At 64.6% G+C, this 14186-nt stretch carries 15 protein-coding genes; all 15 read left to right on the forward strand.

Features of this window, described 5'->3' with window-relative positions:
- The coding region (gene infC, locus F4Y38_09220; protein MXY49456.1) for a translation initiation factor IF-3 at positions 1-343 on the forward strand (343 nt) is incomplete at its 5' end.
- Between the two features lie 16 nt (positions 344-359).
- Complete coding sequence (gene rpmI, locus F4Y38_09225) at positions 360-554, forward strand: 50S ribosomal protein L35 (GenBank protein MXY49457.1); 195 nt, start codon at positions 360-362, stop codon at positions 552-554.
- Between the two features lie 105 nt (positions 555-659).
- The gene (gene rplT, locus F4Y38_09230) at positions 660-1016 is read left to right on the forward strand and encodes a 50S ribosomal protein L20 (protein ID MXY49458.1); all 357 of its coding nucleotides are present in this window, start codon (positions 660-662) and stop codon (positions 1014-1016) included.
- A gap of 45 nt (positions 1017-1061) precedes the next feature.
- Entirely contained in the window at positions 1062-2072 is a 1011-nt protein-coding gene (gene pheS / locus F4Y38_09235) for a phenylalanine--tRNA ligase subunit alpha (GenBank protein ID MXY49459.1), read from the forward strand.
- A gap of 73 nt (positions 2073-2145) precedes the next feature.
- Entirely contained in the window at positions 2146-4566 is a 2421-nt protein-coding gene (locus F4Y38_09240) for a phenylalanine--tRNA ligase subunit beta (GenBank protein ID MXY49460.1), read from the forward strand.
- 42 nt (positions 4567-4608) lie between these two features.
- On the forward strand, positions 4609-4872 hold the full coding sequence (zapB, locus tag F4Y38_09245; protein MXY49461.1) for a cell division protein ZapB: 264 nt from the start codon (positions 4609-4611) through the stop codon (positions 4870-4872).
- A gap of 94 nt (positions 4873-4966) precedes the next feature.
- Complete coding sequence (locus F4Y38_09250; GenBank protein ID MXY49462.1) at positions 4967-5317, forward strand: cell division protein ZapA; 351 nt, start codon at positions 4967-4969, stop codon at positions 5315-5317.
- Positions 5318-5370: 53 nt separating this feature from the next.
- Complete coding sequence (gene rny, locus F4Y38_09255) at positions 5371-6927, forward strand: ribonuclease Y (protein ID MXY49463.1); 1557 nt, start codon at positions 5371-5373, stop codon at positions 6925-6927.
- Between the two features lie 89 nt (positions 6928-7016).
- A complete protein-coding gene (xseA, locus tag F4Y38_09260) occupies positions 7017-8360 on the forward strand; it encodes an exodeoxyribonuclease VII large subunit (GenBank protein MXY49464.1) in 1344 nt (447 codons plus the stop codon).
- A gap of 17 nt (positions 8361-8377) precedes the next feature.
- A complete protein-coding gene (gene xseB / locus F4Y38_09265) occupies positions 8378-8644 on the forward strand; it encodes an exodeoxyribonuclease VII small subunit (protein ID MXY49465.1) in 267 nt (88 codons plus the stop codon).
- 141 nt (positions 8645-8785) lie between these two features.
- On the forward strand, positions 8786-9895 hold the full coding sequence (locus F4Y38_09270; GenBank protein ID MXY49466.1) for a polyprenyl synthetase family protein: 1110 nt from the start codon (positions 8786-8788) through the stop codon (positions 9893-9895).
- Positions 9895-10857: a hypothetical protein gene (locus tag F4Y38_09275; GenBank protein MXY49467.1), complete on the forward strand. Its 963-nt coding sequence runs from the start codon at positions 9895-9897 to the stop codon at positions 10855-10857. Before F4Y38_09270 ends, F4Y38_09275 begins: the two co-directional genes overlap by 1 nt.
- Positions 10858-10939: 82 nt before the next feature.
- Positions 10940-12649, forward strand: coding sequence for a DNA repair protein RecN (gene recN, locus F4Y38_09280; GenBank protein MXY49468.1), 1710 nt, complete (start codon positions 10940-10942; stop codon positions 12647-12649).
- Entirely contained in the window at positions 12646-13239 is a 594-nt protein-coding gene (locus F4Y38_09285) for a CDP-alcohol phosphatidyltransferase family protein (protein ID MXY49469.1), read from the forward strand. Before recN ends, F4Y38_09285 begins: the two co-directional genes overlap by 4 nt.
- Entirely contained in the window at positions 13236-14180 is a 945-nt protein-coding gene (locus tag F4Y38_09290; protein MXY49470.1) for a hypothetical protein, read from the forward strand. The genes F4Y38_09285 and F4Y38_09290 overlap by 4 nt, the downstream gene beginning before the upstream one ends.
- Positions 14181-14186 lie beyond the last annotated feature (6 nt).

Genomic DNA, 14186 nt, shown 5'->3' on the forward strand with positions numbered 1-14186 from the left:
CTGCAAGATCATGGACTTTGGCAAGTACAAGTACGAGCAGAGCAAGCGGGTGAAGGAATCGCGCAAGAAGCAGCACGTGACGCAACTGAAGGAGATCCGCTTCAAGACGCCCAAGATCAGCGAACACGACCTGGAGTACCGGGCCGAACAGGCCCGCGATTTCCTGAAGCACGGGAACAAGGTCAAGGTGTCCGTGCGGTTCTGGGGCCGTGAAATGACCCACGTGGAACTGGGCCAGCGGAAATTGGAGCACATGGCGCAGATACTGGAGGACGTGGGCACCATCGAACAGCGGCCCAGGCTGGAAGGCCGCAGCATGTCGCTGGTCCTCATGCCCAGGTAGACACCAGGAGTAGATCATGCCGAAAATCAAGACGTTGAAAGCGGCGGCGAAACGCTTCAAGCGGGTCGCCTCCGGCAAGTTCAAACGCAGCCATTCCCACGCGACCCACAATAAGTTGTCCAAGAACGGCAAGCGCACGAGAAGCCTTCGCGGCACCGCCATGGCGAGCAAGGCCGACACGCCGCGCCTCAGGCGGATGATGCCGAACTAATAGTCATGGTGTGCCTGACCGCACAGCCTGGGATGCCAAACTAGATGTCATGGTGTGCCTGACCGCACAGCCTGGGACGCCGAACTAATTTAAGGAACAGAACACATGCCACGTGCCACGAACGCCACCGCCTCGCACAGGCGGCGCAAGAAAACCATCAAGCTGGCCAGGGGATACTGGGGCCGCCGCAACCGGCTTTACCGGACGGCCCGCGAAGCCGTCAACCGTGGCTGGGCCTATGCGTACCGCGACCGCCGCCGCCGCCGTCGCGATTTCCGCCGTCTGTGGATCACCCGGATCAACGCGGCGGCAAGGCTCAACGGCCTGACGTACGGTCAACTCATACACGGCATGAAGCTGGCCCGGATCGAAATCGACCGGAAACTCCTTGCCGAACTCGCCGTCAACGATCCGCCCGCCTTCGCCGTGGTGGCAGACGCAGCCAAAGCGCAGGTCTCCTGACGCTAAACCACCGTAGACCGCTGAAGGACCGGGACCGGACCATTCATGGTACAGGAAGCAGAAGCGATTGAAGCCCGGGCGCTGGAGGAAATCGCCCGCGCCGCCGACCCGTCGGACCTGGAAGATATCCGCATCAGGTACATGGGGAAGAACGGCGACCTGACCCGCGTCCTGCGGTCCGTGGGCAAGGCGGAACCCCGAGACCGCCCCCGCATCGGCCAGCGGGTCAACCAGGCCAAGAAGACCATCGGCGAAGCCCTGGAAGCGCGCAGGGCGGCGTGCGAAGCGAGTGGGGAAACCGCGGCCGGCGACCTGGACGTCACGCTGCCGGGACGCCCCCCGCCCCTGGGAAGCAAGCATCCGCTGACCCTGATCCGCGAGGAAGTCACCGAGATCTTCCGGGACATGGGTTTCTCGGTGGTGGACGGTCCCGAGGTGGAGTGGGACTACTATAACTTCGAAGCGCTGAACATCCCGCGTGACCATCCGGCCCGGGACACCCAGGACACCTTCTATCTCGGCAGCGACATCGTGCTCCGGACCCATACCTCGCCGGTGCAGGTCCGGGTCATGGAACAGCAGAAACCCCCGGTGCGCGTGATCGTGCCGGGACGCACCTACCGCCACGAGAACCCCGACGCCACCCACGCCTTCACCTTCCATCAGTGCGAGGGCCTGTACGTGGACAAAGGCGTCACGATGGCGCAGCTCAAGGGCGACATGACCTATTTCGCCCAGCGGCTCTTCGGCGGGAAGGTCAAGGTGCGTTTCCTCCCCGATTTCTTCCCCTTCACCGAACCCAGCGTACAGTACGACTTCTCCTGTGTCGCGTGCGGCGGAGGCGGTTGCCGGATTTGCAAGCACTCGGGCTGGCTGGAGATCTCGGGCGCCGGCATGGTCGACCCGGCCGTCTTCGGATTCGTGGACTACGATCCGGAAGTATACACCGGCTACGCCTTCGGCATGGGGCTGGACCGCCTCGCCATGTTCAAGTACGGGATCGACAGCATCCATATGTTCCTGGAGAACGACCTGCGCCAGCTCGAAGGCAACTGAGCGCGGTGCGTCCGGCACGGAGCCCGGCGACCGGCAAGAAGCCCGGCGTCCCCGGCAAGGAGCCAAGCGTCCGATGGTGATTAAAGTACCCCTTTCGTGGCTGCAGGCGTACTGCGACATCCCGTGGCCCGTCGAAGAACTGGTGGACCGGCTGGTCATGTCCGGCCTGGAAGTCGACGGTGTCGATACGGTCGGCAGCGACTTCGAGGGGTTCGTCGTCGGACACGTGGAGCGCGTGGAGCGCCATCCCAACGCCGATCGGCTTTCCCTCTGCACCGTGGACGTGGGGAGCGAGTCCCTGCAGGTCATCTGCGGGGCGCCGAACGTGGCCGCCGGCCAGAAGGTGCCGGTCGCGCGGGTCGGCGCGGTGCTGCCGGGCGGCATGGAGATCCGGAAAGCGAAGATTCGCGGGGTGGAGTCCTTCGGGATGATCTGCTCCGAGGCCGAACTGAACCTGTCCGACGACCACGAAGGCATCATGGTGCTCGATGCCGGCGTCGAACCCGGACAGCCCCTGAAGAACGTCGTGGGCGGACCGGAAACGGTGTTGAGCGTCGACGTGGGCACCAACCGCCCCGACTGCCTTTCGCTCATCGGCGTGGCCCGGGAGATCACCGCCCTGTCGGGCGGCGAACTGCGCCTGCCGTCCGGCGGCGTCGATGAAGCGGGTCCTCCCGTCGATACCCTGGCCAGCGTCCGCGTCGACGCCCCCGATGACTGCCCCCGGTTCGTGGGCCGCGTGATCACCGGCGTCCGGATCGGGCCTTCGCCGGACTGGCTGAAGAGACGGATCGAAGCCGCCGGTGTCCGGTCCATCAGCAACGTGGTCGACGTGACGAACTACGTCATGCTCGAAATGGGACAGCCGCTGCATGCCTACGATCTGGACAGGCTGGCGGGACGGGGCATCGTCGTCCGCCGCGCCGGGGAGGAGGAGGCCTTCACCACCCTGGACGGGGTGGACCGTACCCTCGACGGCGAGGTGCTGATGATCGCCGACCACGAAACGGGCATCGGCGTCGGCGGCGTGATGGGTGGACTGGATACCGAGATCACCCCGGAAACCGGCAGGGTCTTCCTGGAAGGCGCCTGTTTCGACGCGGTGCGGGTGCGGCGGGGTTCGAAGGCGCTGCAGCTGCAGACGGACGCGTCGCGCCGGTTCGAACGGGGCATGGACCCGGAACTGCAGGGCGAGGCCGTGGGCAGGGCCGCGGGGCTGATCGCCGAGGTGGCCGGGGGCGTGGTGGCGGAAGGCATGATCGACGTCCGGGCCCCGGCCGGACCCGACCCGGCGATCCGGTTGCGAACGAGCCGCGTGAACGGGTTGCTGGGCACCGGCCTGGACCGGGACGAGATCGCCGCGTTGCTGCGCCGGCTGCGGTTCGACGCGTGGGCCGACGGCGTGGATCTCGAGGTCGGCGTGCCGTCGTTCAGGCGGGACGTGTTCCGCGAAGTGGATCTGATCGAGGAGGTCGCCCGCCTTTACGGCTACGACAAGATCGAACCGGTGGGTTCTGCGCCGCCCCGAGACGATTCGGCCGAAGCCCGGGGACAGGAGGAGGCCCGCCGCGGCAAGCAGGACGACCAGCAGCGCCTGCGCGACGCGATGGCCGGGTTCGGCTTCACGGAGGTGGTCACCCACAGTCTCCTGCACCCGGACCTGAACCGCCTCATCGATCCATCCCGTCCCAGCGTCATGATCGACAATCCCCTGAGTCCCGAACTCTCCGCCATGCGCACAAGCCTGGCGGCCTCGGTGCTGGGTGTCGTGCGCTGGAACGCCAATCGGAAAGTACGGGACATCCGCATATTCGAGGCCGGGCGCGTTTTCTGGGCGAAAGAAGAAGGCCTTCCCGACGAACCCGAACACCTCTGTTTCGCCGTCACGGGGCAGCGCCACAGCCCGCACTGGGACGGCCCTCCGGAGGCCTTCGATTTCTTCGATTTGAAGGGTCTTGCGGAAGCGCTTCTCAGCCGGTTAGGACTTGACAGGGTCGAAACCGTCTCGTATGATAAGGTCGATCCTCTGTTCGATGAGGACCGGACCGGCGAACTGCTCGCGGACGGAATGCGGACCGGCCGTTTCGGCGCGGTGTCGCACCGGGTTCTCGACCAATACGAGATCCGGGAGCCCGTATGGATGGGGGTGATCGACTGCGGCGTCCTCTTCGGCCAGGCGTCTGATCGAAGGACCTATCGTGCGCCGCCCAAGTACCCCGCGGTCGAGAGAGACCTGGCTATTGTCGTGCCCGAAGAGGTTACTCATCGGGACATACTGAATGAAATCCGCGCGTGTAGCGGCGACCTCCTGGAATCGGTCGAACTGTTCGACGTGTACCGGGGAACGCAGATCGCGGCCCATAGCAAGAGCATGGCGTACGCCATGCGGTTCAGGTCCGGAGAACGGACGCTGACGGACGCTGAAGTCACGCGGCTTCAGGACAAGGTGCTGCGCCGGCTGGTGAGCCGGTACCGGGCGGAACTTCGCTCCTAGCGTCGTCGAGGCGCGCTGGAATACACCTTTGCGGAGGGATCCATGCAAGAACAATCCATAGAGATGTTGCTGGGCCGGATCGAAACGATGATCGACCTGATCCAGCGGTTGAAGGAAGAGAACGCGGATCTGCGCGGCCGGAACCAGAACCTCGAGACGCAGGTTCAGGAACTGCAGCAGCAGCAGGAGCAGTCGGTTACCTCCAAAGAAGAACTGAAACAGGAAAACCAGGCGTTGCGCGTCAAGCAGGACGACATCAAGGCGCGTATAGACACGATGCTGTCGCGCCTGGACGTCATCGAGTAGGATCAGTCCAGATCAGTCCCTGTTTTGACCGCCGCAGTCCGCCTGGCGTCCGGCATGCGTTTCCAGGCCGGCTGCTCACCGGGATGGACCCATTATGGATGACGAGAAAGTCACCGTACGCGTCAACATCTGCGGGACCGAATATCCGATCCAGGCGGAAGAGGAAGCCGAGTACATCCAGCGGATCGCCGCCTACGTGGACGAGCGCATGCGCGAGGTACCCGTCAGCGTGACCATGCAGTCCCTTACCAGCGTGGCGGTCCTCACGGCGATCAGGATCGCCGACGAACTGCACAAGGTACGTGAAAAACAGCAGAACCAGATCGTATCGGAGTCCATGCATCACGATCGGATCGCGGAGCTGATCCGGCGCATGGACGAGTTGCTGGAGCACCCGGTTCCTGAACAGGATGAAGAGAAGGAAGACCATGACCGATCTTGTTGAGGAACGGACCATGTCCGGAACAACCGTCGTAATTGAAGAAGGTGGCTGCCACTATGCTTGTGACGATCAGTCTCTACGCCGGCACCGCCCTGATCATGTTTCTCTTCGGATGGTTCATTCGAAAGCGTGTCGAAAAACGTAAGACGGACAGTATGGAGCGCTTGGCAGAGAGCATCCTCGCAGAGGCGGTGGAAGAAGCTGAAACGATAAAGAACACGGCCAGGATCGAAATGGAGGAGGAATCCTACCAGGCCAAGGCAAAGTTCGAGCGAGAAAGCAACCAGACCCGCCAGGACTTCCAGCGCGTCGAAAAACGGATCTCGATCAGGGAGCAGAACCTGGAGCGCAAGGCCGACTACGTGGCCAAGCGCGAAAAAGGCATCCAGAAGCATCTCCAGTCGCTGCAGGAGCGGGACGAGAAACTGGTGGAATCCGAAGAGCGGCTGGATCAGTTGATCAAGCGGCAGACCGAACAACTCGAGCAATCCGCCGGCATGACGACGGAGGAGGCGAGAAAGGCGCTGCTCAGCAACATCGACGCCCGGATACGCGCCGAAGCCGGCCAGCAAGCCCGCAGCATAATCGAAGAAGCCCGCCAGAACGCGGAGGTCGAAGCCCGGGAAATCATCACGCACGCGATGCAGAAACACACGCTGGATCACGTGACGGAAACGACGACGTCGGTCATATCCCTGCCCGATAACGAAATGAAGGGACGCATCATCGGACGCGACGGACGCAACATCCAGGCGTTCGAAATGTCAACCGGGATCGACGTCATCGTCGACGACACCCCCAATGCCGTCGTCCTCTCCGGGTTCAACCCCATGCGCCGCGAAATCGCGAAGCTGTCCATGGAGAAGCTCATCCAGGACGGGAGAATCCATCCCGGATTCATCGAGCAGGTCGTCTCCAAGACCCAGGAAGAAATCAGCGATCTGATCCAGGATACGGGCGACCAGGTGCTCTTCGACCTGGGCATTACCGGCGTCCGTCCCGAGCTGGCCATGCTGCTCGGGCAGCTGAAGTACCGGATGACCAGCGGGCAGAACGCGCTGCATCACTGTCGCGAAGTGGCCGAGCTGGCGGGGATCATGGCGCAGGAACTGGACCTGGACGTGACCCTGGCCAGGCGCTGCGGACTGCTGCACGACATCGGCAAGGCCGTGGAAGGCGGACCGGAAGGCGCCCACGGGAAACTTGGGAGATCGGTCGTCGAGAAATACGGAGAACCGTCCGAAGTGCTGGAATGCATCGACGCCATCCACGAAAACCCGGAAGAGACCACCCCCATGGCCGTGGTGGTCAGAACCGCCGACGCCCTATCCATGTCCAGACCGGGCGCGCTCAGGGAACCGCTGGAAAAGTACGTCCGCCGGCTCCGGGAGATGGAACGGCTGGTGAACTCCTTCGACGGCGTATCCAGGGCCTTCGTCATGAAGGCGGGAAAAGAAGTACGGGTCATGATCGATCACGAGGAAGTCGACGACCTCCGCGCGGTCCAGCTCGCCACGGAAATCGCCCGTAAGATCCAGGCCCGGATGGAATACTCGGGCCAGATCAAGGTGACGGTCATCCGGCAGACCCGGGCGGTCGAAATCGCCAGGTAGGGGTGTTGCCGGTAGAACGACATGGCCCACAAAGCGGTGTTTCCGCTAAAGCGGGATGGCCGGTAAAGCGGCGTTGCCGGTCGGTCGCTATGGCCGGCACAGACCGGGGAGGTAGGCCAGGCTTGGTAAACGAGGGCGACAACGGCGTACTGACCGTTACCGAACTGACCGCGGGGATCAAGACGCTCCTCGAGGAAGCGTTTCCCTACTTGTCGGTATCCGGTGAAATCTCCAACTACAAGCGGCACTCGTCCGGTCATGCCTACTTCTCGCTGAAGGACGACCGCAGCCAGCTGCGATGCGTCATGTGGCGGTCGGCGAACCGCAAACTGACATTCGAACCCGAAGACGGCATGGAGGTCCTGGCGCGGGGTGCCCTTTCCGTCTACGACGTGCAGGGGCAGTACCAACTCGTCGCCCAGCAACTGAGGCCCGTGGGCGCAGGCGCGCTCCAGGCGGCCTTCGAACGGTTGAAGGCCAAGCTCGAGAAAGAGGGCCTGTTCCGCGAGGAACACAAGCAGGCGCTGCCTTCCTTCCCGGAGCGGGTGGGCGTGGTCACCTCCGCGTCCGGCGCCGCGGTCCGGGACATCATTCAGGTCCTGCGCAGGCGTGCACCGTGGGTCTCGATTATCCTCCGGCCGGCGCCCGTGCAGGGCGAAGGCGCCGCGGCGGAGATCGCGGCCGCCATCGAGGAGATGAACGACTACGGCGTGGTGGACGTGCTGATCGTTGGCCGGGGAGGCGGATCGGTGGAGGACCTGTGGGCGTTCAACGAAGAGGCGGTGGTCCGGGCGGTCTTCCAGTCCCGGATCCCGGTGGTTTCGGCCGTGGGACACGAAACGGACTACACGCTGACCGACTTCGCGGCCGATCTACGGGCGCCCACGCCATCGGGCGCGGCCGAAATCGTCGTCCGCGACCTGCGGGAATTGAAGGACCGGTCGGAGGCCGTGCTGAGACGGCTCTGCGGAAGCATGACGGGGTACCTGGACCGGTCCCGCCAGCGGGTTGCCACGGCACTGACCAGTTACGGGATCAGGCGGCCCGTCGACCAGATCGGCCAGTACGCCCAGTTCACCGATGAACTGACCCGCCGCCTGGCCGACCGGTGCTTCCACGACCACGAAACACGCGTCCAGCTGGTCGGAGGACTGGCCGGACGGCTCCAGGCCCTCAGCCCGCTCTCCGTACTGGAACGCGGATACGCCGTCTGCCAGCGCGCGTCGGACGGGCGCATCGTCCGCGATGCGGATGAACTCAGCGTCGACGACCGTGTGAACGTACGCCTGCGCAAGGGCGAAGCGTTCTGCCGGGTCGAGCACCTGCATGACGGGGCGGAAAAAACAGTGGCTGCCGACCGGGGTAAACGGCGCGAGGAAGCGCCGGCCACCTTCGGCCTGTTCGATGAATCGAATACCACCGAAACTGCCTGACCGACGGGATACCGAGGATGAACGAAAAGGAAAAACCGACTTTCGAGGAAGCGCTGAAGCGCCTCGAGCTTATCGTCGAACGCATGGAACAGGGCGATCTCCCGCTGGATGAATCACTGGCCCTCTTCCAGGAGGGCATCGAGCTTTCCCGGATCTGCACCCGGCAGCTGAACGCGGCGGACGAACACGTGCGCAAGCTGGTGCGCGTGGAGAACGGCCGGTTCGTCATCGAGCCCTTCGAACCGGAATCGCCGCCCAGCCAGGGCAACGACCTGCAGTTCTAGATTCCGGCGACCCCCATCGAGCGTTCCCGTCGGGCCGGGTGTCCCTAGACGCGTGGGATCGTACCACGCGGGATCGTACCACCTTCGCGGTCCCACTGCCGCCAATGCCGCAAGCCGCGCCGACGGGGCCGCACCAGATGAATGGCGTCGTTTATGACCGATACCCCGGGAAAGCAGGACTTCCTCGACGCGCTGGCCGTGCGCAAGGAATGGGTGCGCGAGTACCTGGAAGCTGACCGCCGTAAAGTACTGTTCGTTCCGGAGGACATTCACGACGGGGTGTTCAGCTACCTGAAGGCGTCCGGCAAGGTGCTCCGTCCCTGTGTGCTCTACTTCTCCTGCGGCGCCGTGGGCGGCCGGGAGCGGTCCGCAACGCCCGCGGCGGTCGCGGTGGAACTGTTCCACACCTGGACCATCGTACATGACGACATCATGGACCGGGACGCGCTGCGGCGCGGCACGCCCACCGTCCACGAGGAATTCAGGAGACGGTCGCTGGCCGGCGGGGCTTTCGACGAAAGAGAAGCCGCCCACTACGGCCTGTCTATCGGGATCATGACCGGCGAGGTCCAGCACGGGTGGGCCACCGCGCTATTGACTGAACTGTACGACGCGGACGCGGACAACGGCGAGGTGGTGATCGAACTCATCCGCTACCTGGAGACGGAAGTACTCCTGGCTCTCGTCGGCGGACAGGCGCTGGACATTCAGTACGCCAAGGCGCCCATGGACAGCCTGGACGAAGCGTCCGTGATCGACATGTTCTGGCGAAAAACAGGCGCGCTCTACGCCTTCGCGGGCGCGGCCGGCGCGATGATCGGCCTGAATACGCCGGACCGGAACCACCCCATGGTAAGGGCGATTTCATCGTTCACCGGCGAATGCGGCGTGGCTTTCCAGCTGCAGGACGACATCCTGGGCCTCACGGCCGACGAGGCCACGCTGGGGAAACCGGTGTGCTCCGACCTCCGGGAAGGGAAGCGCACCCTGCTGCTCGTCCACACCTACCACAGGGCTTCGCCCGCCGAGCGGCGGTTTCTGCTCGACGTCGTCGGAAAACCGGGGGCTACCGACGGGCAGATCGCGGAGGTCCGCGACCTCATCCTGGTCCACGGCGGTCTCGACCACGCCCGGTCGCTCATGGAACGCCGCGTGGCCGATGCCATTCGAAATCTCGATGCGATTCCCGACTCTTCCTATAAGGGGTACCTGGTCAACTGGGCGGAGTACCTGATCGGAAGGACCTTCTGATGCATCGCGTGGGCATCATCGCCAATCCGGCGCGGCCTGTAGTCGCCGGACTGATTCCGGAACTCGTGCGGCTGGTCAGGTCGCGGACTGGAAAGCCAACGCTCGCGGCCGGCCTGGCAGCCACGGCCGGCGAGGCCGTAGCCCGCAGGGAGTGCGTGGTCGTGGATTCGGACGAACGCGCTGTGGAGGACGTCGACTGGGTCATCGCCATCGGGGGGGACGGCACACTGCTCAAGACCGCGCGCCTGGTGGGCGCTTCCGGCACGCCCATTCTCGGCGTCAATTCCGGAAAGCTCGGATTCATGATGCAGACGACGCCCGGCGACCTCGACGACGCCCTCGAACGCGTCTTCGACGGGCGGTACACGCTGGAAAAGCGGCTGGTCCTGCAGGGACGGATAGCGAACGGGACGTCGGTGGACGCGGCCGCCGGTGCGGGCACGGCCGCCGGTGCGGGCACGGCCGCCGGTGCGGGCGCGGCCGCCGCCGATGCAGACCAGGTAGTCGCCGGCGCGTTTTCAGCGCTGAACGATATCGTGATCGACAAGGGCGCGATCTGCCGGGTCATCGAACTGGGCATCTATATCAATGACGAATACGTCAACGATGTCATGGCCGATGGGCTGATCGTGTCGACCCCGACCGGCTCCACAGCCTATTCGCTGGCGGCGGGAGGCCCGATTCTGGCGCCCGACATGGAAGCGATCGTCGTGTCGCCCATCTGTCCGCATACGCTTTCCAATCGCGCCATGGTGCTCGCCGCACGGGACCGCATCCGGATCGAAGTCCGGGCGGACCATCCCGATCTCCTGCTCACCGTGGACGGCCAGGAGAACGTGGTGATCCAGCCGGGCAGCACGGTCGAGCTCTTCCGGGCGGACCACACCATACACCTGATCCGGTTCACGGATCGTTCCTTTTACGATGTCCTGCGCACGAAGCTGAAATGGGGGGAACGCTGAACAACCCGGTCCCGGCCGGACCTGCCCGGTCCGGCCTTGCTCGACCGGTCTCGTGCGGTCCCCGCCGTTCATGTTGTAGCCTATGCTCGCGAACCTGAGGGTCACAAACTACGCGCTTCTGGATGAGGTGGACATCGAGTTCACCCCCGGACTGAACGTGCTCACGGGTGAAACCGGCTCCGGGAAGTCCATCCTGATCGGCGCGCTGGGACTCGTTCTCGGCGGCCGGGCCGCGTCGGACACCATACGGGGCGGTGCCCGGTCCGCGATCGTCGAGGGGCTGTTCGAAGGGGAGCGCGACCCGCAGCTGCGGGACCTGCTATCGGAGATCGGCGTGGACCCGGAGGAGGATGCGCTGATTATCCGTCGGGAGGTCAGCCGCGACGGGCGCAACCGGTGTACGATCAACGGCAGCCTGGTCACCGTTTCCGTCCTCAGGAGACTGGGCGTCCTGCTGGTCGACCTTCACGGACAGCACGATCACCAGACGCTGCTGAACCCGCGGACGCACCGGGACTTTCTGGACGGTTTCGAAGACGTCCGAACGCCGAAGAAACGCGTCGCAGAAGCCTACCGCCGATTCACCGAAAGGTCGGAGGCCCTGCGGCTGCTGGAGGAGGAACTCGCCGCCACCCGGGAGCGGGAAGAACTCTACCGCTTCCAGCTCGACGAACTCGATCAGGCGGGCCTTTCGCCGGGGGAGGACGAGGAACTGGAAAGGGAACGAGCCGTCCTGGAGCACGCGGAACAGTTGATCCGGGTCGCTTCCGAGGCTTCCGAGGCGCTTTCCGAGGGCGAGGGTGCGTTCGTCGACGGACTGGTCCGCGTCATCCGCGCGTTGGAGGACGCGGAGCGCATCGACCCCTCGCTCGGCGAGGCCCTCGAAAGCGTGCGCACCGCGCGTTACCAACTCGACGACTGCACCGATTTCCTGCGGCGCTACCGCGACCGCGTCGAATACGACCCGGCGCGCCTGGAAGAGGTGATGGACCGGCTGGATCTCATCGGCCGGCTCAAGCGGAAATACGGCGCCACCCTCGAAGAGGTCGCGGTCCACCGCGAACGGATCGCCGGAGAACTGGAACGGATGGACACGGCCGACGAACGCCGGAACCGTCTGAGCGAGGAAGTGGAAGCGGCCCGGCGTGACCTGGCCGAAAGGGCGAAGGCCCTGTCGGACCGGCGCAAACAGGTTGCCCGCAAGCTGGAAGGAAGGGTCGTGGCGGAACTGGCGGAGCTGGGCATGGGGAAGACGGGCTTCCAGGTCGGGATCGCGTGGCAGGAGTCCGATGACGGTACGTTGCGGATCGACGGCCGCGGTTTCCGAGTGGACGCCCACGGGATGGACCGGATCGAATTCCTGATATCGCCCAATGCCGGGGAGGATCTGAAGCCGCTGGCGAGTATCGCATCCGGTGGCGAGATCTCCCGCATCATGCTGGCGCTGAAGGTGATCCTGGCCGAATCCGACCGCATGCCGACGCTGATATTCGACGAACTGGACATCGGGATCGGCGGCCGCATTGCCGAATCGGTCGGGCACCGCCTGAAGCTGCTTTCCCGGGATCACCAGGTGCTGTGCATCACCCATCTTCACCAGGTAGCCTGCTGGGGCCGTACGCATTTCACGGTGCAAAAGCATTCAGCCGACGGCAGGTCGGTCACGCTGGTCGATAACCTGGACGAGGACGGACGGGTCAGGGAGATCGCGCGTATGCTGGCCGGGGAAACGGTGGACGCCATGGCCCTTTCCCACGCCCGCGAGATGCTCCGGCGCACGGCGGCCGTATGAACCGTGCGACGCCCGCGAAGGACGGCGGCATGAGTCCGGATTCCGAAGGGAACGGAAGAACGGGACGGTTCTGGACGCCGCCCAATATGCTGTCCCTTTCGCGCATCGCCGCCGTTCCATTCATCTACTGGAGTTTCGCCGGGGATGCGCGCCTGGCACTGTTTGTACTCGTCGGGTGCGCCTTTCTGACGGACGCGGCCGACGGTTATCTGGCGCGCCGCTTCCACTGGGCATCCCGATGGGGGCTGGTACTCGACCCGCTGGCCGACAAGATCCTGGTCGGCAGCCTGTCAGTCTTTCTGGTCCTGTTCCGGGAATTCCCTCTCTGGGCGGCCGCGCTGATCATCGCCCGCGACCTGTCCATTCTTGTTGCGGGCGCGTACCTGTATCTCAAGCCCGGGAACGTGGTCCTGCCGGCCGACCGGGTCGGCAAACTGACCACCCTGGCCATGAGCGTCGCGCTGGTCCTCTACGTTGTGGATTGGCAGCCGTACGGAACGTGGGCTCTCGGGACGGCCCTCTGCTGCGTGGTCGGATCGGGCCTGCATTACATCCTGGAATTCGCGCGGCGGGAGAGAACGGCCACATGAATCGCGGGGCATCGAAATGGGCGGTCACCGGCTGGCATCACCTGTCGTTCGAACGGCCCGAAGACTGGAGCATCGGCGCGGTATCGGGCGATTTTACGACGGGCTATCTGCGGCTCGACGACACGGAGATGCCCCGTTTCGAACTGAGATGGGAGCGCACGCGCGGCCGGGAAGCGCCCGACCAGGTGGTCGCGAGATATATCAAGAACCTCACCGGAAAGGGCGGGAAGAAGGCGCCGCCCGTCAAGATCCGGCGCGACCTGGCGCTCATCAAGGACGAGTCCGTACTGGCGGACCGGACGGTGGAGGGGTTTCACTGGCGGACGGAAGGACCCGAGCCCCTGCAGGCCTACGGCTGCCTGTGGATGTGCGAAACCTGCGGCCGCACGGTCTTCGCCCAGGTCCTTGGGCGCGGGGGAGAGTCCATGATGACCCGGGCCTCGAGATTGCTGAGCACCCTGGACGACCACGCCCGCGGCGACACCGCCACCTGGGCCGTGTATGGGTTGCGCATCGAGCTGCCAGCCGACTGCGTCCTGAAGCACCACTCCTTCATGACGGGCCGTATCGAGTTGACTTTCCAGCGCGGCGGCGCCAGATTGGAACTGTTAAGGATGAGCCTTGCCGAAATGCACCTGGAGGGCCGGACGTTCCCGGACTGGTTCCAGGACAACTACGGCAGCGAAATCGACGTCTGGATCGACGACGCGGGTCCCACGGGCGGCCATCCGTCCATCGGCGGAACGGGCCAGGGCTTGGATCCCGACACGGTGCACAGCCGCATGGCGTGGCTGCCGTGGCGGCGGCCGCGAAAAAAACCATTGAGTTGTCGCGGCTGGCATTGTATCGATGGCAATAGGTTATACGTGCTGCGACACCTGGACGAATCGCACCGGTCCGAGTTTCTGGACGAAATAGCCGGTACGGTGGTCTGCCACTGATCTCGG

It is taken from the genome of Gemmatimonadota bacterium (assembly GCA_009838645.1).
GTDB lineage: Bacteria > JAAXHH01 > JAAXHH01 > JAAXHH01 > JAAXHH01 > JAAXHH01.

Bases quoted from the DNA above. Each gene is read 5' to 3' on its own strand.
- rpmI (MXY49457.1), top strand. From the start codon at position 360: ATGCCGAAAATCAAGACGTTGAAAGCGGCGGCGAAACGCTTCAAGCGG.
- rplT (MXY49458.1), top strand. From the start codon at position 660: ATGCCACGTGCCACGAACGCCACCGCCTCGCACAGGCGGCGCAAGAAA.
- pheS (MXY49459.1), top strand. From the start codon at position 1,062: ATGGTACAGGAAGCAGAAGCGATTGAAGCCCGGGCGCTGGAGGAAATC.
- F4Y38_09240 (MXY49460.1), top strand. From the start codon at position 2,146: ATGGTGATTAAAGTACCCCTTTCGTGGCTGCAGGCGTACTGCGACATC.
- zapB (MXY49461.1), top strand. From the start codon at position 4,609: ATGCAAGAACAATCCATAGAGATGTTGCTGGGCCGGATCGAAACGATG.
- F4Y38_09250 (MXY49462.1), top strand. From the start codon at position 4,967: ATGGATGACGAGAAAGTCACCGTACGCGTCAACATCTGCGGGACCGAA.
- rny (MXY49463.1), top strand. From the start codon at position 5,371: ATGCTTGTGACGATCAGTCTCTACGCCGGCACCGCCCTGATCATGTTT.
- xseA (MXY49464.1), top strand. From the start codon at position 7,017: ATGGCCGGCACAGACCGGGGAGGTAGGCCAGGCTTGGTAAACGAGGGC.
- xseB (MXY49465.1), top strand. From the start codon at position 8,378: ATGAACGAAAAGGAAAAACCGACTTTCGAGGAAGCGCTGAAGCGCCTC.
- F4Y38_09270 (MXY49466.1), top strand. From the start codon at position 8,786: ATGGCGTCGTTTATGACCGATACCCCGGGAAAGCAGGACTTCCTCGAC.
- F4Y38_09275 (MXY49467.1), top strand. From the start codon at position 9,895: ATGCATCGCGTGGGCATCATCGCCAATCCGGCGCGGCCTGTAGTCGCC.
- recN (MXY49468.1), top strand. From the start codon at position 10,940: ATGCTCGCGAACCTGAGGGTCACAAACTACGCGCTTCTGGATGAGGTG.
- F4Y38_09285 (MXY49469.1), top strand. From the start codon at position 12,646: ATGAACCGTGCGACGCCCGCGAAGGACGGCGGCATGAGTCCGGATTCC.
- F4Y38_09290 (MXY49470.1), top strand. From the start codon at position 13,236: ATGAATCGCGGGGCATCGAAATGGGCGGTCACCGGCTGGCATCACCTG.